This is a genomic window from Cellulosilyticum sp., assembly GCF_982396655.1.
In genome coordinates, this window is record NZ_CEVXFV010000008.1 from 44,464 (window position 1) to 67,620 (window position 23,157).

Genomic DNA, 23,157 nt, shown 5'->3' on the forward strand with positions numbered 1-23,157 from the left:
ATGATTAAGATTGATTATATTGCTTATAATAACCCATTAGCTAATAAGAACCCTTATGTAAAAAGTGGTTTTGCCATGGGGCTTCTTATAGCAGCTATTAGTTTTAAATCAGTTTATTTATTAGCGTTCATTATTTTTATAATGAACGCCCTTATATTAGTGGGCGTACGTATTGAATTTAAGTTTTATTTAAAGCTTCTCATGATTCCCGTAAGTTTCTTAGGGCTTAGTACCATGATGATTTTGATAACGTATAATACGCAGGCCGCTAACTTTGTTATAAAATGTCATGCATTTGGCGGATTTATTGGTATAACCCATGAGACACTACGTACAGCGTGCTATTTATTTTTAAGATGCTTTGCAAGTATATGCTGCATTTATTTTATGACACTAACCGTGGGAATGAATCAGCTGATACAAGTACTAAGAAAATTACATTTGCCTCATGAGATTATTGAGCTGCTTATTTTAATGTACCGATTTATTTTTATTTTCTTAGAAGAGATGGAAGAAATGAAAAGAGCGCAAGAAATGAGATTTGGTTATACCGATTTATATACATCTTATCATTCAACTGGCATGCTGATTAGTCAACTTTTTAAACGCATTATGCAGCGTTATGAAGAACTTTGCGTGGCGCTTGAAATGAAGCTATATGAAGGGACTTTTTATTAAAATGGAACACTATAAATTTACACAAAATAAACAATGCGAATATTTTCCTTGTCATAAGGTGGAGAATACTGAAACATTTAACTGTCTTTTTTGCTTTTGCCCACTTTATACGTTAGGAAATCAGTGTGGAGGTGACTTTGAATATACAGCAAAGGGTATTAAAAGTTGTATGAAGTGTACGAAGACACATGGATTAAATGCACATGAACATGTGATGGGAAAGATGAAGCTGATTATGGAGATGGCAAAAGAAAGTAAAAAATGATAATTAGAAGGATGGCATTAAGAAGGAAGGAGGCGAAGTGGTGTGATTGAAGTTAGGCGCGTGACCTATGCTTATGATAAGGAATGTAGGGCGTTAGAAGATGTGAATATGGACTTTGACAAGGGGAAGATTATTGGCGTTATTGGTGTGAATGGCTCTGGAAAGTCTACTTTGTTTCAGAGTATTGTAGGACTTTTAAAACCTGATAAGGGAGAGATTCTTTGTGAAGGGATGCCAATTAGATATGATAAGAAGAGCTTATATGAACTACGTAAAAAAGTAGGGATGGTTTTTCAAGACCCTGATAAGCAAATTTTTTATGATAATGTATATGAAGATATAGCCTTTGCACTTCGCAATATGAAGCTTGATGAGACTGAAATTAAGAAACGTATAGAAGAAGCCTTAGAAAGAGTTGGCGGTATAGAGTGGCAAAAACGCGGTGTACATTTTTTAAGTCATGGTCAGAAGAAGAGAGTAGCAATTGCGTCAGTTTTAGCAATGAAGCAGCAGCTGATATTAATGGATGAGCCTACTGCAGGACTTGACCCTAGAAGTGTACGCAAGATGGTTCAGATTATAAAAGAGATTGCCAGTGATGGAACAAAAGTAGTTATTTCCAGCCATGATATGGACCTTATTTATGAAATATGTGATTATATTTATGTTCTAGAAAAAGGTAAAGTCATTAGTGAGGGAAAGATAGAAGAAGTTTTTTCTAAAGATAACACATTGGAAGAGATAGGATTAAGTAATCCATGGTTAGTGAAAGTACATAAGTATATGGGCTTACCGTTATTTAGGACAGAAAAAGAACTTTATAAGTATTATGAGAAGCAGCGTTCAGAGGCCTAATGGTACTTATACAATAGAAAGAATAGATAGAAAGAATAGATAGAAAGAATAGATAGAATAGAAATAGTAGACGTTGTAGAGAAAAGTATACTATGCATTTAGCAAGATATTTAAAGTGGAGGATAAGATGAGTAGATTAGAGGAAGCCTTACATAATATTACACCTCTTGATGAAGAGGCAATGCAAAAAGCACAAGAGAAGCTAGATAATTTAAGTAAGCCACTTGGAAGCATGGGAAGGTTAGAAGATATTTGTCGCACTTTAGCGGGCATTTATGGTGAAACAAGCTTTGATATTTCTAGAAAAGTCGTAATAGGTTTTGCTGGAGACCATGGTGTGTATGAAGAGGGCGTGGCAGTAGATCCACAGTGGATTACTAAGGCACAGATTCCAAATTTTGCAAAGGGTATTTGCGGTGTAGGAACACTGGCTAAGTTTATAGGTGCAGATATTGTAGCTGTAGATGTAGGTGTAAAATGTGATGAGCCTCTACCAGGTGTTTTAGATTATAAAATCAGACAAGGCACAAGTAACTTAGCTAAAGGGCCAGCAATGACACGAGAAGAAGCCATCCGTTCTTTAGAAGTCGGAATTGAGGTTGTAGAGAGATGTGTGAAAGAAGGTTATAAGGTCATTGGCATTGGTGAAATGGGTATTGCCAATACAACGCCTACTAGCGCTATTATTTCTGTGTATGGAGAATGTGACCCTAGTGAAGTTACAGGCAAAGGTGCAGGTTTAAGTCCTGAGGGGGTTAAACATAAGGCAGATGTCATAAGAAAGGCAATTGCACTAAATAAACCTAATAAAGAAGATGCACTAGATGTGCTTTCGAAGGTAGGCGGTTTTGAAATAGGTGCTATGGCGGGTGCTATTTTAGGTGGGGCTTTATATAAAGTACCTGTTGTATTAGATGGCTTTATTTCGTATGCGGCAGCAATATTAGCTTATCATTTATGCCCATTAAGTCGTGAATATATGATAGGATCTCATTATTCAGCAGAACCAGGTTCTAAAAAAGCGACAGAGCTTTTAGGTGTTGCCCCGATGCTGAATTTAGAAATGCGACTAGGAGAAGGTTCAGGTGGAATTCTTGTTTTTAATATTATGGATGCTGCACATTATGTATATGAAAACATGGCGACACGTGCTGAGAGCAATTGTTAAGTGATACTTGAATAAGGGAATGCGGCAAAATGATGAGTTGGAGATACTCTGGCTAGATTTTTGACCAAGTAGGAATAGAATAAAAAAGAAAAGAGGTAAGATATGAGTCAAATTATATTAGTTACAGGTGGTGCTAGATCAGGTAAAAGCAGTTTTGCAGAAGAGTTATGCCGCATGCAAAATAATAGCACAGCTTATATTGCTACAAGTATCCCGTTTGATGAAGAAATGAAAGACCGTGTGAAAAAGCATAGAGAAATGAGGCCGGGGACCTGGAAAACTTATGAAGTTTATCAAAAGGTATATGAAAAGATTTCAGAGATTGCAGCAAAACATGAAACAGTTATTTTAGACTGTGTTACGTTGATGGTTAATAATTTAATGTTTGAAGAAAATATTGATTATGACTGCATAACACCAGAAGAGGCAAATAAATTAGAAGCTTATATTAAAAATGAGTTTGAAAAACTTCTTGAAGAGGTCTGCAAGACGAATTTATATTTTGTAATTGTAACGAATGAAATAGGTATGAGTCCTGTGGCTGCCAATAAGCTTACGCGTATTTATACAGATATTATAGGACGAATGAATCAGCTTATTGCTAAGCAGGCAGACGAAGTATATTTCGTAGTGAGTGGTATTCCGATGAAGATTAAGGATATGCAAGCAATCAATAAGGTAGAAGGGTAGAGTAGAATGAAAAGATTTATAGGGATTATACAATTTTTAACCCGTATACCTATACCGATAGATGTAGGTTTTGATGAGGAGTTTCATAAGAGTACAAGGTACTTTCCTCTAGTAGGACTTATTTTAGGCCTTTGTTATTATTTGATAGGCGTTGTGAGTCGTATATTTTTTGAGGACTATATAGTAGCAGTACTTATTTTATTAGGAACCGTGGTATTAACAGGTGGGTTACATTTAGATGGGGTAGGAGATACCTTTGATGGGCTCTATAGTTATAGAGATAAGGACCGTATTCTAGAAATTATGAAAGATTCAAGATTAGGAACTAATGCGCTATTAAGCATTTTATTTTTGATTTTATTAAAGTTAGGATTCTTAGTAAGCCTCTTAGCACAAGATAAGTTATGGGTTGTCATTATTATGCCAGTGCTTGCAAGAACATTTCAAGTTGTAGCTTGCTATAAAGGTAAGACGCCAAGAACACAAGGTATGGGAAACATATTTATTGGCAAGGTAAGTAACATTTCGCTGGGGATTGCATTAGGATTAGCAGCAGGGCTCACTATAGGGGTTGTGTTGATTTTCAATCCCTTTTCATGGCAGTTAATTTTAAAGGTGGCATTGGCAGTAGGTGTGGTAGCATTAGCTTTAAAGCTTTTTGAAAGAAGTGTTTATAAAAAAATAGATGGGATTACAGGAGACATACTAGGCTGCATTTGTGAAATGGCAGAACTAGGTATATGTATTGTCATGTATTTTTTATAGACCAAAATAAGTTTGTCACTGTACATGTATATTCCAAGATTTTAGTTAGTTTCTCTTTTAAAATATGGCCAAGATAAGCTAATAAATGAGCCTTTTAAGAATGGCAGCGTATGCTATTTTTAAGAGGCTTATTTGATGATATAAGTGGTAACAAAGGTGAAAGAAAGTAATCTAGGCAAAATATAACAATAATTTAGTGAAGAAGTTGGTTATAATTAAATAAAAATAATACAATATTTGTAAAAAGTATAGAAAAAATGGATTCGTATTGTACAATATAAAAAAAGTAAAACGATAAAGGGGTCTAGGTTATGAGGCAATTTGAAAATGTAACATTGATGAAAAAAGCAAATGTATATTTTGATGGCAATGTAACGAGTCGCACTGTGTTTTTACCAGATGGTGAAAGAAAGACATTAGGAATTATGCTTCCTGGTGAATATACTTTTACAACAGGGCATAAAGAAGTAATGGAAATCGTAGAAGGCTATATGGAAGTCAAACTTCCTGATAGCGAAAGTTATGTCAGTTACAAGACAGGAGACAAGTTTGAAGTACCTGGTCACTCTAGCTTTGAACTGCGGGTAAAGGAGGTAAGTGACTACTGTTGTTCTTACATAAAAGAATAAGAGGAGAAACATAGTTTGGCATGCGAGTAGAGTTTCACACAAAATAAGACTAACAAGGATGAGGCGATGAATAAAACAAGAAAAGTACCAGCATGGGTTGGCGATGTATTATTAATCATTACGGCAGTAGTATGGGGCGGAGGATTCATAGGTGTAGCAAAGTCGCTAGATACGCTAGGACCGTTCTATATGATTGCATTACGTTTTCTTATAGCAAGTATATTAATGCTTATTGTATTTGGAAAAAAGTTAAAAAAAGTTACTAGAAATGATATATGGGCAGGTATATGGAGTGGCACATTTTTATTTTTAGGTTTTGCAGGACAGACCTTGGCTGCTAAGTATTTAAGTGTAGGTAAGTTAGCCTTTTTAACAGCTCTAAATGTGCTTATTGTACCGTTTTTAGCACGACTTGTTTTTAAAGAGCATATTAAAAAACATAATATTATTGCCAGTATAATTGCAGTTATCGGTTTTGGTTTTCTAAATCTGACGAAGGATACAGGATTTAGTATGGGCATAGGTGAAGTATTAGCAGTAGTAGGTGCTATATTCTTTGCAGGGCAGATTACAGCATTAGGTCATTATACGAAGAAAATAGATGTATGTATCTTATCTGTTATTCAGATGATTGTATGTTGTATCTTAGGATTTACATGTGCCATCTTTTTAGAGGCGCCGCCCACTCAGCTTAATATAGAGATGCTTTTACCAGTAGGATATTTAGGTGTGTTTAGTACATTTGTAGCATTTCTCTGTCAAACTATTGGGCAAAAGTATACTTCAGCAGCAAGAGCGGCGATTATACTTTCTTTAGAATCTGTATTTGGGACACTCTTTTCTGTCATGCTGTTAAGTGAAGTTTTAACAGTGAATATGACGATAGGTTCATTTCTTATTTTATTAAGCGTTGTTTTAGCAGAGTATATGCATATTAAAATAGGCTAGAGGTACAGGAAAATAGCGAAAGTTTCATACGTAATCAGGTGAGTACTTGAAAAAAAAGTAATAGCTTAGTATAATAAGAGAACAATTGCATAGAGACAGTTCGTGAACCTCCTGTCTTAAAATAAAACTACGGTAAACAGATTGAAAAGTATAGCTTTATAAATCAAAAATGTTTATAGGGAGTGTGAGTTAAGGAACTTGCACCCTTTTTGTTTGCGAAAGTATATGGTAATATACTTTGGTATAAATGATGAAAGTTTTTCATAAAACATATAAGAAGAATCTTTTATATTTATGAAAAATGTAGTTAATGAGGTCATTGATAGGGGGATTCTAACCTTTATGAATGACCTTTTTATTTGGATTATTTTATGTGAGTAAGCGGGTTATTTATGCAAGATAAGAATATAGAGCATTATAAAAGGAGCGTATTATGAGAATTACAACGAAGGAACTTGTTCAAATTGCAGTGATTGCAGCTATTTATGCCGTACTGACAGCAGTATTTGCAAGCATTAGCTTTACACCATTACAACTTAGATTATCAGAGATTATGGTATTTTTAGCATATTTTAATCCGATTTATATTGCGGGTCTTACATTAGGATGTTTCATTGTAAATATTCTGATGTCACCTTACTTATTAATGGATGGCGTATTTGGTACAATGGCAACACTTTTAAGTGTAATAGCTATTTATTATACAGGTAAAGCTTTTAAAGGAAGCAAAAAAGGTATGATTATAGCTTCTTTATGGCCAACTATTTTTAATGGGATTATTGTAGGATGGATTATTTATACATGCAGCATTATGGAAGGCAGTATGACTAAAAATATTACAGCACTTGTAGGTCTTATGGGAAATGTAGCAATTGGTGAATTTATTGTAGTATCCATTATTGGTGTGCCAGTAGTATATTTCATTATGAGTCGTTACAAAGCGGTTATTAATAAAATTAGCAGATAATATTAAAACGGCAAAAGATACTGTGATAGATAAAGAAATAAAAAGGGTCAGGTTTCACGAGTGTGATCTGGCCCTTTTACTATATTCAAATCCTTAAATCAGTTTGTTTTAGGAAATTATACAGAGGATGTAACATTACGAGGCATGTATAGTTGAGGCATTTATAGTTAATGTGAAAACAACTTTAATTTTACTTAATATTAAACATTTAATTATATAATAATATTTTTTTATAGAAAAAAAGGAAAAGGGGGAGAGGCGTCGAATATATATAATATAACCAGTTGTTTTAGGACAAGCAGCTAGCAAAGGTAGTTAGACTAAAGTGCTAGCGAAGTTCATATATAAGTAATATGAACTACTTTCTCCTAAATTGATATGTAACTATTAAATAAGACTATAGTTACTCCTACAAGTAAACTTTAAGTTCACAAGAAAGAGACGTAGGCAAGGACAAGTGGTTGAAAGGAGAGATGCATATGAAATACAATATTATTGGGAAAAACATTGAACTTACAGAAGCATTAGAAAATGCAGTAGTAGAAAAACTTGAGAAACTTGATAAATACTTTAATGATAGTGTTGAAGCTCAGGTAACCCTTATTGTAGAGAAACTAAGTCATATCATTGAGATAACAATTCCATTTAATGGTTCAGTTTTACGTGCCGAAGTAGAAGGCAAAAACATGTATAATATTATGGATGATGCAGTTGATGTTATCGAAAAACAAGTTAATAAATTCAAAAATAAATTAAGAAGTAAACATAGAAATGGTATTAGTCAATTTACACCAGATTTCCTTCGTGAAGAAGTAGAGGAAAGTAAAGATCAAGAAATCAAAATTGACCGTAAAAAGAAATTTGCTATCAAACCAATGGACGCTGAAGAAGCAGTGCTCCAAATGGAACTTGTAGGACATAATTTCTTCGTATACTTAGATGCTGATACAGAAGAAGTTAATGTCGTTTATAAAAGAAAAAATGGCACATATGGTTTAATCGAACCAGTGCTTGATGAAGAGTAAAAATATGAAAAGGCTGTGGCACAAAAGTGCCACAGCCTTTTTTAGATGTAATCATAATACTAATTATAGGTGGATTTGGTATGGCTAATATTCTACATAATGTAGACTATGCACCAAATAATTTAGCTATAATGAATGTGGAAAGTAATATAGGCAATAAGCATGAAGAAAGTTTTTACTATAAAAATGGTGAAAGTACACAAACATTCAGAGTAAGTTCTGATTCACAGCAGTGCCTAACAGGAGAAGTCTATGTAAAGCAAGGAAGCATTGCTATTAATATAGAGGACGATAAAGGAAGCAGTATTTTCAGCCAAGAATTTACGCCACAAAAAGAACCTTATACAGTACAAATTTCCCTAGATAAAAGTAACACTACCTACAAGGCACATATTACCTACAACAAAGCAAGAGGAAGCGTAAACCTCAAACCAGAATAAAATATCAGCAATAACAAAAAAGCCATAAACTCGAGACCATCTCAAGTTTTATGGCTTTTTATTATATATAAAGCTAATATTCCATTATCCATTAATACAAGTAAGATATTAATGGATGATGATCTTCGTGAAGTGCTTCAAAGTGTTTTTAGGTGGAGCGTCCAAAGCACGAGGAATGGAGCGCTGCGTTTTCTACCGCTGCTTTGAAACACAAGCTTAGAGCATCACAGATTACGGAGAGTGTAGTCCATCAGTGCCCCAGTGTCTAGCGGCTTTAATTCATGACTATGCAAACTGGCTATTATAAAGTCCGGCGTATAATCCGCCTTCTTTTAGGAGCTCTTCATGAGTACCTTTTTCTACAATATTACCTTGTTGCATAACTAAAATCATATCCGCCCCTTTAATGGTAGATAATCTATGTGCAATGACGAAGCTTGTGCGTCCTTGCATGAGGCGATTCATGGCTTCTTGAATATGAATTTCAGTACGGGTATCTACATTGCTGGTGGCTTCATCTAATATAAGGATGGTTGGGTCGGATAAAACAGCACGAGCAATGGTGAGAAGTTGCTTTTGACCTTGAGAGATGTTAGAACCCTCTTCATTAATGATTGTATCATAGCCATCAGGTAATGTTTCAATGAAATGATCCGCAAAGGCGGCTTTAGCTGCCGCTTTAACTTCTTCTAAAGTAGCATTTTCTCTTGAATAGGCAATATTATCTTTGATACTTCCTTTAAAAAGCCAAGTGTCTTGTAGAACCATGCCAAATAAATTACGTAAATCTCCTCTTAGCATATGGGTAATATTAATGCCATCAATATTAATACTACCATCTTGAATTTCATAAAAACGCATAAGAAGATTGATTAAAGTAGTCTTACCAGCACCGGTAGGTCCTACGACAGCAACGGTTTGACCAGGACGTACAAAAAGAGAAATATCTTGCATAAGGGGCTTTTCTGGGTTATAGCCAAAGCGGACATGATTAAAGGTGACTTGACCTTTGGCATGAGTGGGTACTTGAGGTATGCTAGGTTCAGGTACTTCATTTTCCGCATCTAAGACTTCAAAGACACGTTCAGCAGAGGCTACTGTAGACTGTAGGATGTTAGCAATATTAGCAACTTGGTTGATAGGTTGCATAAACTGTCTTGTATATTGAATGAAGGCTTGAATATCACCTACAGAAATTTTGCCGTTAATAACGAAGTTGCCACCTATAACGGCAATAAATACATAACCTAGATTACTGGCAAGACTCATAACAGGCATAATAAGACCTGAAACGAATTGTGCTTTTACACTCACTTCAAAAAGTGCATCATTTAATTGAGCGAAGTCTTTCATGTTTCTTGATTCTTGGTTAAAGGCTTTAATTACTGCATGACCTGTATAGGATTCTTCTACATGTCCATTTAATAAGCCAAGTTTTGTTTGCTGGTCTAAGAAGAAAACTTGTGAACGCTTAATGATAGGACGGCTTAGAATAGCACCTAAGGGTAAGGTGATGACAACAATTAAAGTTAAGACTGGGCTAATAGTGAGCATCATAATAATGACACCTATGATAGTGATAACAGAAGTAATGATTTGAGTTAAACTCTGCTGTAATGTGGTACTGATATTATCAATGTCATTAGTAACACGACTGAGTAAGTCTCCAGTTGAATGACTGTCAATATATTTAAGAGGTAAAATACCTAGTTTTTTATCTACTTCTTGACGTAGGCTAAAGACAGTTTGTTGTGCTACATCAGCCATAACATACTGTGCAAAGTAAGAAAATAACCCGCTTAATAAATAAAAGGCAATAAGCCAAATGAGAAAGCCTGTAATTTGCCTAAAGTCAAAAGTACCTGTGGCAGCACCAGTAAACAGTGTCGTTGTGACATTACCTACAAGCTTAGGTGTTAAAACAGAAAAGATTGTACTGATGATGTTAAGAATGATGACTGTAATAAGCTGTACCCTCTTGGGAGCTAAATAGCTTAACAGTCTCATTAAGGAACCTTTGAAATTTTTGGCTTTAGCACCAGGATGTTTTGGGTGGGGACCACCATGTTTCATCATAAGGCTGCACCTCCTTCGAGTTCTTCTTTAGAAAGTTGAGACTGGGCAATTTCACGATAGGTCTCACAAGTCTTAAGAAGCTCTCTATGCGTACCTTTACCTACAATAGTATGATCGTCTAGTACTAATATGGTTGAGGCATTCATAATAGAGCTAATACGTTGTCCTACAATAATAATGGCAGCGTCTGTAACTTCTTTAGCAAGTGTCTTTCTAAGTTTCGCGTCAGTTTTAAAGTCTAAGGCAGAAAAACTATCATCAAAAAGATAAAATTCGGCCTTTTTAATAAGTGCACGGGCAATAGCTAAACGCTGCCTTTGACCGCCAGAAACATTAGTACCGCCTTGTGTAATTGGGCTATTAATGCCTTCAGCCATACTAGAAACGAAATCAATGCCTTGTGCTGTTGTTAAAGCAGCATTAATTTCGCTATCCGTAGCATCAGCCTTGCCAAATTGTAAGTTACTAGAAACAGAGCCGCTAAATAAGAAGTTTTTCTGAGGAACGTAGCCTATTTTTTCGCGTAAATCGGTTAAAGAATAATCTTTAATATCTATGCCATCTATTAGAATTTTGCCAGAGGTAATATCATAAAATCTTGGAATAAGATTTAAAAGTGTACTTTTACCAGAGCCTGTGCCACCGATAATAGCCAGTGTCTCACCAGGGACTACCTCAAATGAAATGTGTTCTAAGATAGGTTTTTTACTACCTGGATAAGCAAAGGAGACATCATCAAAGATAAGCCTTGCATGTCCATTTGGAGCAGTACATTTACTAGGTTTGTCTTGAATGTAGTTAATGGTATCTAATACTTCAGCAATGCGTGTTGCTGAGGCTAAGGCTCTTGGAATAAGAACGAAAATCATGGTAAGCATAACAAGGGAAAACATAATCTGCATAACATATTGAATAAAGGCAATTAGTGAACCGACTTCTAGCAGACGCGCACTTACCTTGCGGCTTCCAAACCATAGAATGACTACTGTTGTGAGATTTAATACAATCATAATGCTAGGCATTAAAATAGCCATAAGTTTATTAACGCGAATGGCATTATCAGTTAAATCTTGGCTAGCCTCTTCGAAGCGTGCTTCTTCATGTTTTGTCTTATTAAAAGCCCGAATAACGCGAATACCAGTAAGATTTTCACGTAAAATAAGATTTACTTTATCTAATTTTATTTGCATTTGATTATAAAGCGGTACCGTTTGCCGACCTATTAAAAAAACGAGTAGTGCTAGGAGCGGGATAGAAACAAGTAAAATGAGTGATAAATTAGCATTAGTAGAAATAGCCATGATGATACCACCAATAGCCATAAGAGGTGCAGTAACCATCATTCGAAGGGACATAACTACTAATTGTTGCACTTGATACACATCGTTAGTTGTTCTAGTAATTAAAGAAGATGTACCAAGTTTATTAAATTCTCCTAAGGAAAAACTTTCTATTTTTTCAAAGAGTGCATGTCTAAGGTCTCTCCCAACGGACATGGCAACCTTAGCAGAGGTATACATGGCAGTAGCACCTACAATAGCCGTAATAAGTGCAGCAATAATCATATAAAAACCTATACGTATTATATAATTCATATTGCCAGATGTAATACCGTTGTCAATAATATTTGAGAGAAAGCTTGGCAAAGATAAATTACCAATGGCTTGGCATAAAAGAAGTAGACAAGTTGTAATAATAAGTACTGTATAAGGTTTAAAGAAATGTAAAAGTTTGCGCAAAGAAGTCACCGCCTAACTAATTTAATATAGGAGTTATTTTTGCCATATTTAATAGGAATATCCATAAAACGAATTATTCGGTTTATCTTGTGTTGTGAAAAATAACATGTTGTAAAAATCATTAGAAATGATTGAAAAAAGGAATTTTTTGAAATATAATAGAATGGCTATAATTGGATGAATCACTAGGTTGTAATAGAATTTAATTTTTGATATACTTAAGGCTAACGTTTATTATAAATTTACAACATTTTAATAGTATAGATACTAGGAATCAAGGAAGTGGCTAATAATAGGTATTATTAATTAATGAGGGCCACTGACATTCAAAATAGAAACAAAAGACTTAAATGAACTAGGCAGAGTTAGCATAAAAGCATTTAAATAAACAAAGAGGGTGAAAAATTTGAAACTAATCGATAGAATTTTTGGGACTCACTCAGAGAGAGAGCTCAAAAGAATTGAACCAATCGTACAAAAAATCGAGTCATATGACGAAGCAATGCAAAAGCTTTCAGATGATCAGCTTAAAGCAAAAACAGAGGAATTTAGAGGTCGTCTTGCAAATGGCGAAAGTTTAGATGATATCTTACCAGAAGCTTACGCCGTATGTAGAGAATCAGCATGGCGTGTACTTGGTAAAAAACATTTCCGTGTCCAATTAATGGGTGGTATCGTACTTCATAATGGACGTATCGCAGAGATGAGAACTGGTGAAGGTAAAACTTTAACAGAAACATTACCAGTTTATCTTAATGCTCTTTCAGGAAATGGTGTACACGTTGTAACAGTTAATGATTACCTTGCACAACGTGATGCTGAAGAAATGGGTGAACTTTACAGATGGCTTGGCCTTACAGTTGGTTGTATCTTAAGCCAAATGGATAATAACGCAAGAAGAGCGGCTTACAACTGCGATATTACTTATGGTACAAATAATGAATTTGGTTTTGATTACCTTCGTGATAACATGGTGCTTTATGCAGAAGAAATGGTACAAAGAGAACTTGCATATGCTGTAATCGATGAGGTTGACTCTGTTCTTATTGACGAGGCGCGTACACCTCTTATTATTTCAGGACAAGGGTCTAAATCAACTCACCTTTATAAAGCGGCAGATATCTTTGCACGTCGTTTAACAAAAGGTAAACTTCTTGGTGAAGAAACAGCAATGTCTACATTAATGCGCGAAGAAATCGAAGAAGAAGGCGACTACATTGTAGATGAAAAACAAAAAACTGTTACTTTAACACAAGATGGTATCAGAAAAGCAGAACAATACTTCGGTCTTGAAAACTTAGCTGATCCAGAAAATATGGAAATTCAACACCATATCAATATTGCACTTAAAGCACATAGCTTAATGCATAGAGAAAAAGACTACATCGTAGATGAAAAAGGTGAAATCGTAATCGTAGATGAATTTACAGGACGTCTTATGGATGGACGTCGTTATTCAGATGGCCTTCACCAAGCAATTGAAGCTAAAGAAGGCGTAGAAGTACGTAAAGAAAGTCAAACACTTGCAACAATTACTTTCCAAAACTACTTCAATAAATATGCTAAAAAAGCAGGTATGACAGGTACAGCTCAAACAGAAGAATCAGAGTTCAGGGACATTTATGGAATGGACGTTATCGTAATTCCTACTAATAAACCAATTCAGCGTATTGACCATCCAGATGTAGTATATAAAACAGAAGAAGCGAAATTTAAGGCTGTTATTGCGGATATTAAAGCATCTCATGAAAAAGGACAACCAGTACTTGTAGGTACAGTAACAATTGATACATCAGAACATTTAAGTAAATTACTTAAAAGAGAAGGTGTAAAACATCAAGTCCTCAATGCGAAATATCATGCAAAAGAAGCGGAAATCATTGCACTTGCTGGTAAAAAAGGTGCGGTAACAATCGCAACTAACATGGCAGGTCGTGGTACGGATATTAAACTTGAAGAGGGCGTACAAGAACTTGGCGGTCTTAAAATCATCGGTACAGAACGTCATGAATCAAGACGTATTGATAATCAGCTTCGAGGACGTTCTGGACGTCAAGGTGACCCAGGTGAATCTAGATTCTACCTTGCACTTGAAGATGACTTAATGAGACTGTTCACACCAGAGAGCACACTTAAAATGTTCGATGCAATTGGTCTTCCAGATGATGAACCAATCGAACATAGAATCCTTACAAAAGCTATTGAAAGAGCACAAACAAAAGTTGAAGGAAATAACTATGGTGTACGTAAACACTTATTAGAATATGACAAAATCATGAATGAACAAAGAGAAATCATTTATGGTGAACGTTATAAAGTGCTTAAAAATGAAAACCTTGCAGGTAAAATCAGAGAGATGGCAAAAGAAGTTATTTCTACAATGGTAGACAATACTACAAACGGTATTGAATATGCTGAAGAATGGAACTTAGGTAACATGATGGAACACCTTCGTTCAATCATTCCTATTGAAGATGTAAGTTATACAAAAGAAGAACAAGAAAGACTTACAGTAGAAAAATTAAAAGAAGATTTAAATGCAGCAGCAGATAAAATTTATGATGAAAAAGAAGCAGAGTTCGGAGATGAACTTCGTGAAATCGAACGTGTGATTCTTCTTAAAGTAATCGACCAAAAATGGATGGATCACTTAGATAACATGGATCAAATGAAACAAGGTATCAACCTTCAAGCATATGGTCAAAGGGATCCACTTGTAGAATATCGTTTCTTAAGTTTCGATATCTTCGAAGAGATGGTAAACAATATTCAAGAAGAAACTGTAAAAGCACTTTACCACATTAGAAAAGTGGTTAACAAAGAAATTAAACGTGAAAGAGTTGCTGAGCCAGTAGCTGTAAATCATACAGACGAAAGCTTAGGCGCTAAACCTATCGTTAAAAAAGAAAAGACTGGCAGAAATGATCTTTGTCCTTGCGGTAGTGGGAAGAAATATAAAGATTGCTGCGGTAAATAAGTAGAGTAGGGGGTCGCTGGAGGTGTTGATGCCTGCTAGCTACTCTCTCCGAAAATTGTGAGCACCTAAAGCTCGATATTTAAAGAAACGGGATGAACTCGCTGCGCTTGGTTCACCACGCTGCGCTCAGACAGCAGCACTAAGACCTCTTTAAATATCTCGCTAAGGTGCTCATCAATTTTCTCTGAAGGTAGACTAGCCGGTGCCAACACCCCCAGCTAGGCTACTTCTACTTAAGTACCTTCGCTAAGAGAAAAGCGAATGGGTTGATTTTGAAATAGGGTAGAGGGAGTAGATATGGTAGGCTAGTCTATCTCTAATTGAATGTCTTTGCTTAAAAGAAAAGCGAATTGGTTCATTTTGAAGTAGAGTAAGTAGAATAACTGTATTTTGGAAAATAGAATAGTTTAGTTAGAAGATTAGAGGAGACTGCAAGTGAAGCTGAAGAGAGGTGGAAGTTGCAGCCTTTTTTGTTTACATAGGAGGAAGATAACGCTATATATTATTTAGGGGATGAAAGGGCGCTTATGAGTATTGATAGTGAGTGGCTTATTATAACGTTTAAAGATGATGTGGTTGTAGGAGTGGAAATAAGGATGGATTAATAAGGGAGACTGTAGCGTGAGCTGGATGAGGCTGATGTTACGGTCTTTTTTGGCAATTTAGTCAAATGGGGTTGTGCATAGTGTATAGAAAATAAGTTTTGTTTTGTGAGGAAAATAGAAAAATAAATAAAAATCATAAAAGTGGACGGGTAGCTCGTATACTAATAGTAAATTATTGGTAAAGGTGGTTGGGAGATTGGAGGTATGTTTTATGCAGCAAATCAAACATTTATTTGAGAGAATTTTTGCACCTTGGCAGATTACTATTGAGGATAAGGAGCTATTTATTGGAAATAGACAAACAGTGTCTAATGGTAGTGGTTGGCAAATTAAGTGGGTTATGGGAAAGAATGAGAAGGGAACCTATTTAGAATATTATGCTATTAATTTAAAGCGTGGTCATTTGCATGGGCGTATTTATGAAGATGGAAGAGAAGAGAAGTTGGATGTATTAAGGGAATATATAGTTTACTCACCAAGTATTCCTGGTGATCGTGAGCGTAGTACGCAAGAATTTGAAATATATAATAAGAGATTAATTAAAGAGTTAGAGGAGAAAGGGCTTTTCTAGAGATAAAATAGAGCGGACTTATCTCAAAGGATAAATGAGGTCACATCATTGTGGCCTCATTTATATTTTGAGATAATAATGCCGTATGGTATTATAAGAATTCTGAGGAGGTCATCCGGGAATTTGATATACTACCACTTCGTAGGGTGAGGGATCGCTAAAAGCATAAAGAGTAACATAAAACATTGTTAAATGTGTGAAAGTCCTAGTAGAAATCTCAGCACATATAAGTTTTGTGTTACAATCTTATTATGAGTAAAAACATAAAAACTCATACAAGGAAAAATTTGAGTGACATAAAAACAAAAAAACTTGTAAAAAAAATAAAAAAGTACTTGCATTATGACAAGTAATAGGATATACTATATATGTGCTTGAGGCACGGAAGAAAAACAAATAAAAATATGGCGGAATAGCTCAGTTGGCTAGAGCACACGGTTCATACCCGTGGTGTCGGGGGTTCAAATCCCTCTTCCGCTACCATATGGTCGCTTAGCTCAGCTGGGAGAGCACCTGCCTTACAAGCAGGGGGTCATAGGTTCGAGCCCTATAGCGACCACTACTAAAAAAGGTCTTGTCAGAAATGACAAGGCCTTTTTGTTATGCGCATTTATATCATATTTCTTATCTTTTTAGGAATTGGTCTAATAAGGGAAAAAGCAATGAAACAAGTAAAAAGTATGCGACTAATGATGTGACTGCTTATCTTTACAGAATCTAATGACTAGGAAAAATAGTAAATCTAAAAAAAATTTATAGAAAGTACTCGTGGAAGATTTTAAGTAGGAGTATTTACACAAAAAATATAGGCATAAGTTATAAAAAATGAGGTATAAAATAGAACTATTTGTAGAAATAGTTGTTAAAAGTAAATAAAATGACAAGATAAATAATAGAAAATATAATATAATTCAAAAAAAGTGTTTTATGTTTTAGGGGTTTGGTATATAATGTAACAAAAGCAAGTGAATTCTATATTAAAATCAGACAAAATGTATAATTTGATGAAAGTTCTATGCAAGTAATCTGATTAAAGAAGAATATGAGAATAGGCGTAGAGAGATAGAACTACGTTTATGGTGAATGGTTGACTTAAGGAGGAAATAGAATGAGCAAGAGTATGAGAAGAAAAATGGCAGGTGTACTTAGTACTGTAGTAATTGCAGGAAGCATGCCAGTAGTAGCAAATGTAACAGATACCAATAGTAATTTAGAAACTACATACATAAAGGAAGTAGCTACAGAAAGAACAACAAGTGGGGGGACAGAAGCAGGCGATCAGCATGAAAAAGCTAGTGTGAAAGTATTAGATTTCAGTGAAGTAGAAGCAGGCGATTACAGCAAAGATTTTACTGTTGGAGATTTTACTGTAAAAATTAAAGAAGGAGAAAAAGTTCTTACAGTAGATGAAAATGAACAAACTAGTGAGTATTATCATACTCTTGCAAAGAGAATTAAGTTAGGTGGTAAAGGGACTGCAGAATATAGAAGTATTCATTTTGAAACTAGTGGACCAGCAACAATACAACTTTATGCATTTAGTACTTCAAATGGAACGGCTAGAGATCTAGAAGTTTTTGATGCAGATGGTAAGTCACAAGGAACAGTAACTGTGTTAGGTGAAGGGGATCTTACAGGTGATAAGAAAATGCCTGTAAAGACAATTACTGTAGACAAAGCTGGTAAATATTATATTATGCCAAAGGCAAATATAAACCTTTACTACATGAGTGTAACAGAGGGAACACCAGAAGAAATTACTTTTGAAGATGGTACAACACCAGAAATTGTAGAAGCAAAGCAAAATGCTGAAGATGGTAATAGGATAGATGTTACTGTTAAAGGTCAAATTGCAGATGCTAAAACAGATAAATTATGGATTAAAATGTATGATGCAGATGATAAATTAGTTGCTAGCCAAAAAGTTAGCGAACTAGAAAATGATTTAGCTAAAGTGCAGTTTTCTCCTAGCCAAAATGGCACATATAAATTTGTTTGTGAAGCTATAAGAGAGGGTGCGACAAGAGGATATTCAAGTAACGAATCAATGCTTGACGTAGTATTACCTTTAGGTGACGTTAAATTTGAGAATGTAAAAACAGGTAAAGACAATACATTAAATGTAGATTGGAACGATGTTAGAAATGCTACATCATATGAAATTTCTTTAGTAGGTGAAGATGGAAAAGAAGAGGTTGTAAAAGATCTTAAAGAATCGAAATATGTGTTTAAAAATCTTACACCAGGTGTTCGATATACACTTACATTAATAGCTACAGATGGTAATGGAGTGAAAAAAGCAACCTGTGAAAAGGTATTAGCACAAAAGGAAGAACGTTTCTTAGCTGCAGAAGTAGGTTCAGGGGCATCAGGTTATATTACTGAAAATACAGATGGTTCTATAACCATGGCAGCTGTACCAGTAGGTTCAGGTTCAGGTGGTAAACTTGCAGATAGTGAAGATGGCTTCCTTTACTACTATACAGAAATAAATCCAGAAACAGAAAACTTTACTTTAACAGCTACTTTCCATGTAGATGATTCAGCAAGTAAAGATAATCAATCTGGATTTGGTGTAATGGCTATTGATACATTTGAAGCAGGAAGTTCTTCAGCACGTTACTTTAACTCAGCAGGTGCGATGCTTAGAAAATATAGCCGTACAGTAGATGGAGCAGTAAGCAGTATTATGGGGGCGCCAGGTGGTTACTTCGTAACTGGTTATACAGGCAAACCAACAACTTCAAGTAGTAGTAGAAAAAATATTGATACAGCACCATTTGATTGGGATTACAAAGATGATTATGTAATTTATAACCCAGATGGCACAATTAAAAATTCTAATCCTCCAAGATTTGAAGACGGAGAAGAATATACATTAACACTTAGAAAAAGCAATACTGGTTTCCATGCTTCTATGATTGACCCTAGAACAGGTGAAAAAACAGAAGAAGTTATTTGTTATGAACCAGATTTATTATTACAACAAGATAAAGATAAATATTATGTAGGTGTGGCGGTAAGCCGTAAGATTACAGTAACAGTTAAAGATATTAATTTTACAACAATTGCACCAGAAGATGATGAAGCTAAGCAAGAAAGACCAGTAAGTTACATTAAACCATCATTTAACTTTAATGGTTCAACAACAAGTGGTAGCGCAAACTATGAAGCTGGATTTAAAGCAGACTTTGCTGGGAAAATTGATGTTTTAGATAGTAATGGAAATGTTGTGGCAAAAGATATCACAGTTGACCCAAGAAATGCTGAAACAGTTAGAGCAGTAGCAGACTTAAAACTTACTAAAGGAACAAATACATATACAGCTATTTACACACCGCTTGCAAAAGAAGGCCAAGGAGAATTACTTGGTCAATATGAAGAGTTAACTTCATATGAACCAATGGAAATTAAATTTACTGTAGATCATAGAAATTATGGAACAGAGGCAAATGCAATATATGTTTCACCAACAGCTACAGCAGAAGGAAAAGGAACAAAAGCAAGTCCACTTGATATTTATACAGCTGTAAATTATGCTCAGCCAGGACAAGAGATTGTACTTTTAGGCGGTACATATAAAATGTCTAAAGGAATCACAGTAAATAGAGGAAATAATGGAACAGCAGAAAAACCAATTGTGCTTATGTCTGATCCAAGTGAAAGAGCAGTTTTAGATTTCACAGGATGTAGTGATATCGGTATTACATTAGGTGGTGACTACTGGCATATTTATGATATGGAAGTTATGAATTCAGGTAAACAAGGAGTACAGGTTACAGGAAATCATAATACAGTAGAAAAATTAACTGTACATGGTAGTGGAAATACAGGTATTCAAATTAGCGGTAGTGCAACAGAACCAAAAGAAATGTGGCCTTCATATAACTTAATTCAAAGCTGCGAGTCTTATGATAACTGTGATGCACTTGCAAATGATGCAGATGGTTTTGCTGCAAAACTTACAGTAGGCGATGGTAATATCTTTAGATATTGTATTGCACACCATAATATTGATGATGGTTGGGACTTATATGCAAAATCAACAACAGGAGTAATTGGTGAAGTAATCGTTGAGAAATCAGTGGTTTATGCAAATGGTAGATTAACAACAGGTGGTATTATCGGAGAAGGAAATGGATTTAAGCTTGGCGGTGAAAGCATGCCAGTAGCACATATTTTAAGAGATAGTATTTCATTTGATAATCTTAAAAATGGGGTATTCAGTAATAGTAATCCAAGTTGTAAAGTAAGTAATGTTATTTCATTTAATAATGGTAGTGAATCTGAAGGTGGTAAGAACCTTTACTTCAACACAAATGCAAGTACAACAACATGGGAATTAGATAACTTTATTTCATATAAAGGCTATGAAAGTGATGCGACAGACCTTAAAAATCAGGATTCTCTTGAAAGTACAACAAACTACTTAAATGGTGTAAATAGCAAGGGTGATAAAGTAGAAGATAGCTGGTTTGAAAGCTTAGAATCTGTAGTGCCTACTATTGCAGCAGATGGTAGCATTGACATGGGAGATTTCTTAAAACTTACATCTAATGCACCAGCAGGTGTTGGAACAATATTTGGACCAAATCCAAACCCAACAGTAATTCAAATTGGCGGTGAAATTAGTACAGGAAGCACAGGAAGCACAGGTGGTTCTAGTAGTTCAAGTAGCAAACCTACAACTGTGGTAACAACTGGGGATGCACAAAAACAAAACATTGAAGCAGCTATTAAGAATAATAAAGTACCTACAATAGCAGTAGATAAAAATAATCAAGTAGCTTTAAACAAAGAATCTGTAGAAAGTTTACTTACAAATAAATCAGATGTAATATTCACAGCAAATGGCACAAGCCTTACTATGAACAACATCTTATTAAATAGCATTGTGAATAAAGAAGCAGTAGCTATGAAAGTACAAGTAGCACCAACAAGTGAAGCAAATTACAAAAAGCTTCAAGATACACTTAAACTTATGGGTGACCAAAAAACAACTATGGAAATCACAGTAAACACAGATAAAGCAGTAACAAGCTTTACAGAACCAGCTAAAGTAAGCTTTGATTTATCAAATGTAACTGAGTTAAATCCATCTAAACTTACACTTGTAAGATATGAAATCGCAGAAGATGGCACAGTCACTACTGTAAAACTTGGCGGTAGCTATGATGAAAAAACAAAAACATTCACAGGTAGAGTAGATCAAACTGGCAATTATGCAGTGGTAGAAGCAAATGAACTTCTTAAAATCAATATGACAATTGGCGATAAGACTTCAGTTGTAAATGACAGTAATATCAATAATGATATTGCACCACAAATCATTAATGGTAGCACAATGGTACCAGTGAGATTCATTGCTGAAAACCTTGGTGCCGAAGTTAAATGGGATGGTAAGAAAAAACAAGTTAACATTAACTTAAATGGCGAAGTTGTTACTGTAAATAGTAATGATGGCATGTTGATTAAAGATTCAAGAACATTAGTACCTATCAGATATGTATCAGAAAATCTTGGTGCAAATGTCCTTTGGGTTGGCAGCAGTAAAGAAATTGAAATCGTAAAATAGACGTAAGATAGATATGAAAAGGTTAGGTTGCTTAGAGGAGTAACCTAACCTTTTTTCTATTAGGAAAGGATGAAGGATGTAGCAGGATGAAAGAATATGGTTTAAGATAAATAAGAGTATGAGACAATAGTTTATATAAAAGAGAGGTTTATGCATTAGTGAAAAATATGATAGGTTTTAGAACGCTTAAGACAGGGATAGGGGCAGCAGGCGCTATGATGTTGGCTGAGGTTATGGGACTACAGTTTAGTGCTTCTGCTGGGATTATTACAATTTTAAGTATTCAAAATACGAAAAAGGCATCTTGCGAGATTGCCATTAGAAGATTAGTGGCAACGGTAGTAGCTTTAGCAATTGGTGGTGGATTGTTTGAAATGATGGCATTTCATCCTGTAGTGTTTGGGATTTATATTATCTTATTTATCCCATTAGCTGTGAAGCTAAAAGTAACAGAAGGAATTGTACCGGCTTCTGTACTTGTGACGCATTTATTAGGAAATGGGGATGTGACAGCAAATCTTATTATGAATGAGATGTTATTGATGATTGTGGGGGCTGGTGTTGCATTACTTTTAAATTTATATATGCCTAGCATCGAAAGTGAACTTTTAGAAGATAAAAGGCATATTGAGGAATCAATGTATGAAATTTTGATGGATATGTCTCTTGCACTTAAGGGCGAAAGATTAAAAAAGAGTGAAAACCATAAAATGGAAGAACTTAAGAGTTATCTAGAAATAGGAAGAAAAAGAGCACATCAACACAGTAATAATTACTTTATCAATGAAATGGCTCATTATGAGAAGTATTTTGAGATGCGAAGTGGGCAATTTCAAGTGATGGAATATATGATTAAGCATTTTGACAAATTTTCTATGAGTGTGGAGCAAGGGGTGAAAGTTGGAGAATTAACAAAGCAACTTGCAGAGTCTACTAAGGGGAAAGTGACAGTAGAAGAGCTTAGGCGTATATTGGAAACACTGCGTTTGGGCTTTAAGGAAAGTGAATTACCTAGGGACAGAGAAGAATTTGAAAATCGTGCCATGCTTTATCAATTTTTAAATGATATTGAGCTTTTTATTGCTATAAAAGCTAACTTTAAACAGCGTTTAAGTCCTAAAGAAAGAGAACAATATCAAAAGTATTATGATATATACTAGGATTTTCTAGAATAAATGGGAAAT

The 23,157-nt window shown here is 34.9% G+C and carries 17 protein-coding genes and 2 tRNA genes; 17 read left to right on the forward strand and 2 right to left on the reverse strand.

Going from position 1 to position 23,157, the window contains the following annotated elements:
* The 11 genes from cbiQ to AC1VAQ_RS05360 all read left to right on the forward strand — a co-directional run bounded on the left by cbiQ (position 1) and on the right by AC1VAQ_RS05360 (position 8,430).
* On the forward strand, positions 1–678 hold the full coding sequence (cbiQ, locus tag AC1VAQ_RS05310) for a cobalt ECF transporter T component CbiQ (RefSeq protein WP_302595876.1): 678 nt from the start codon (positions 1–3) through the stop codon (positions 676–678).
* Between the two features lies 1 nt (position 679).
* Positions 680–943 (forward strand): cysteine-rich small domain-containing protein, encoded by a 264-nt coding sequence (locus tag AC1VAQ_RS05315; RefSeq protein ID WP_302595874.1) that lies wholly within the window; start codon positions 680–682, stop codon positions 941–943.
* Between the two features lie 42 nt (positions 944–985).
* Entirely contained in the window at positions 986–1,798 is an 813-nt protein-coding gene (locus AC1VAQ_RS05320; protein ID WP_302595872.1) for an energy-coupling factor ABC transporter ATP-binding protein, read from the forward strand.
* 127 nt (positions 1,799–1,925) lie between these two features.
* Positions 1,926–2,966, forward strand: a complete 1,041-nt coding sequence (cobT, locus tag AC1VAQ_RS05325) for a nicotinate-nucleotide--dimethylbenzimidazole phosphoribosyltransferase (protein WP_302595870.1) — start codon at positions 1,926–1,928, stop codon at positions 2,964–2,966.
* Between the two features lie 102 nt (positions 2,967–3,068).
* On the forward strand, positions 3,069–3,656 hold the full coding sequence (cobU, locus tag AC1VAQ_RS05330) for a bifunctional adenosylcobinamide kinase/adenosylcobinamide-phosphate guanylyltransferase (RefSeq protein WP_302595868.1): 588 nt from the start codon (positions 3,069–3,071) through the stop codon (positions 3,654–3,656).
* A gap of 6 nt (positions 3,657–3,662) precedes the next feature.
* Positions 3,663–4,421: an adenosylcobinamide-GDP ribazoletransferase gene (gene cobS, locus AC1VAQ_RS05335; RefSeq protein WP_302595867.1), complete on the forward strand. Its 759-nt coding sequence runs from the start codon at positions 3,663–3,665 to the stop codon at positions 4,419–4,421.
* Positions 4,422–4,732: 311 nt separating this feature from the next.
* On the forward strand, positions 4,733–5,050 hold the full coding sequence (ppnP, locus tag AC1VAQ_RS05340) for a pyrimidine/purine nucleoside phosphorylase (RefSeq protein WP_302595866.1): 318 nt from the start codon (positions 4,733–4,735) through the stop codon (positions 5,048–5,050).
* Positions 5,051–5,116: 66 nt separating this feature from the next.
* A complete protein-coding gene (locus tag AC1VAQ_RS05345) occupies positions 5,117–5,998 on the forward strand; it encodes a DMT family transporter (RefSeq protein WP_302595863.1) in 882 nt (293 codons plus the stop codon).
* 433 nt (positions 5,999–6,431) lie between these two features.
* The gene (locus tag AC1VAQ_RS05350; protein WP_302595861.1) at positions 6,432–6,965 is read left to right on the forward strand and encodes a QueT transporter family protein; all 534 of its coding nucleotides are present in this window, start codon (positions 6,432–6,434) and stop codon (positions 6,963–6,965) included.
* Positions 6,966–7,444: 479 nt separating this feature from the next.
* Entirely contained in the window at positions 7,445–7,990 is a 546-nt protein-coding gene (gene hpf / locus AC1VAQ_RS05355) for a ribosome hibernation-promoting factor, HPF/YfiA family (RefSeq protein ID WP_302595860.1), read from the forward strand.
* A gap of 80 nt (positions 7,991–8,070) precedes the next feature.
* Positions 8,071–8,430, forward strand: coding sequence for a hypothetical protein (locus AC1VAQ_RS05360; RefSeq protein ID WP_302595859.1), 360 nt, complete (start codon positions 8,071–8,073; stop codon positions 8,428–8,430).
* A 285-nt stretch (positions 8,431–8,715) separates the two neighbouring features.
* Here the strand turns inward: AC1VAQ_RS05360 and AC1VAQ_RS05365 are convergent, their stop codons facing one another.
* Complete coding sequence (locus AC1VAQ_RS05365; protein ID WP_302595857.1) at positions 8,716–10,506, reverse strand: ABC transporter ATP-binding protein; 1,791 nt, start codon at positions 10,504–10,506, stop codon at positions 8,716–8,718.
* Complete coding sequence (locus tag AC1VAQ_RS05370) at positions 10,503–12,245, reverse strand: ABC transporter ATP-binding protein (protein WP_479903569.1); 1,743 nt, start codon at positions 12,243–12,245, stop codon at positions 10,503–10,505. Before AC1VAQ_RS05370 ends, AC1VAQ_RS05365 begins: the two co-directional genes overlap by 4 nt.
* Positions 12,246–12,651: 406 nt before the next feature.
* Here AC1VAQ_RS05370 and secA point away from each other — a divergent pair, with 406 nt between their 5' ends.
* From secA to AC1VAQ_RS05400, 6 genes are all read left to right on the forward strand, one after another.
* Entirely contained in the window at positions 12,652–15,222 is a 2,571-nt protein-coding gene (gene secA / locus AC1VAQ_RS05375; protein ID WP_479903570.1) for a preprotein translocase subunit SecA, read from the forward strand.
* A gap of 816 nt (positions 15,223–16,038) precedes the next feature.
* Positions 16,039–16,398 carry a hypothetical protein gene (locus AC1VAQ_RS05380; protein ID WP_302595849.1) on the forward strand — a complete coding sequence of 120 codons (360 nt, stop codon included), beginning with the start codon at positions 16,039–16,041 and terminating at the stop codon, positions 16,396–16,398.
* Between the two features lie 406 nt (positions 16,399–16,804).
* Positions 16,805–16,881 (forward strand) — tRNA-Met (locus AC1VAQ_RS05385).
* Positions 16,882–16,884: 3 nt separating this feature from the next.
* Positions 16,885–16,957, forward strand: a tRNA-Val gene (locus AC1VAQ_RS05390).
* Positions 16,958–17,506: 549 nt separating this feature from the next.
* Positions 17,507–21,973, forward strand: a complete 4,467-nt coding sequence (locus AC1VAQ_RS05395) for a stalk domain-containing protein (protein WP_479903571.1) — start codon at positions 17,507–17,509, stop codon at positions 21,971–21,973.
* Positions 21,974–22,140: 167 nt separating this feature from the next.
* Positions 22,141–23,133, forward strand: a complete 993-nt coding sequence (locus tag AC1VAQ_RS05400) for an aromatic acid exporter family protein (protein WP_302595954.1) — start codon at positions 22,141–22,143, stop codon at positions 23,131–23,133.
* Positions 23,134–23,157 lie beyond the last annotated feature (24 nt).

Bases quoted from the DNA above. Each gene is read 5' to 3' on its own strand.
- cbiQ (WP_302595876.1), top strand. From the start codon at position 1: ATGATTAAGATTGATTATATTGCTTATAATAACCCATTAGCTAATAAG.
- AC1VAQ_RS05315 (WP_302595874.1), top strand. From the start codon at position 680: ATGGAACACTATAAATTTACACAAAATAAACAATGCGAATATTTTCCT.
- cobT (WP_302595870.1), top strand. From the start codon at position 1,926: ATGAGTAGATTAGAGGAAGCCTTACATAATATTACACCTCTTGATGAA.
- cobU (WP_302595868.1), top strand. From the start codon at position 3,069: ATGAGTCAAATTATATTAGTTACAGGTGGTGCTAGATCAGGTAAAAGC.
- cobS (WP_302595867.1), top strand. From the start codon at position 3,663: ATGAAAAGATTTATAGGGATTATACAATTTTTAACCCGTATACCTATA.
- ppnP (WP_302595866.1), top strand. From the start codon at position 4,733: ATGAGGCAATTTGAAAATGTAACATTGATGAAAAAAGCAAATGTATAT.
- AC1VAQ_RS05345 (WP_302595863.1), top strand. From the start codon at position 5,117: ATGAATAAAACAAGAAAAGTACCAGCATGGGTTGGCGATGTATTATTA.
- AC1VAQ_RS05350 (WP_302595861.1), top strand. From the start codon at position 6,432: ATGAGAATTACAACGAAGGAACTTGTTCAAATTGCAGTGATTGCAGCT.
- hpf (WP_302595860.1), top strand. From the start codon at position 7,445: ATGAAATACAATATTATTGGGAAAAACATTGAACTTACAGAAGCATTA.
- AC1VAQ_RS05360 (WP_302595859.1), top strand. From the start codon at position 8,071: ATGGCTAATATTCTACATAATGTAGACTATGCACCAAATAATTTAGCT.
- AC1VAQ_RS05365 (WP_302595857.1), bottom strand. From the start codon at position 10,506: ATGATGAAACATGGTGGTCCCCACCCAAAACATCCTGGTGCTAAAGCC.
- AC1VAQ_RS05380 (WP_302595849.1), top strand. From the start codon at position 16,039: ATGCAGCAAATCAAACATTTATTTGAGAGAATTTTTGCACCTTGGCAG.
- AC1VAQ_RS05395 (WP_479903571.1), top strand. From the start codon at position 17,507: ATGAGCAAGAGTATGAGAAGAAAAATGGCAGGTGTACTTAGTACTGTA.
- AC1VAQ_RS05400 (WP_302595954.1), top strand. From the start codon at position 22,141: ATGATAGGTTTTAGAACGCTTAAGACAGGGATAGGGGCAGCAGGCGCT.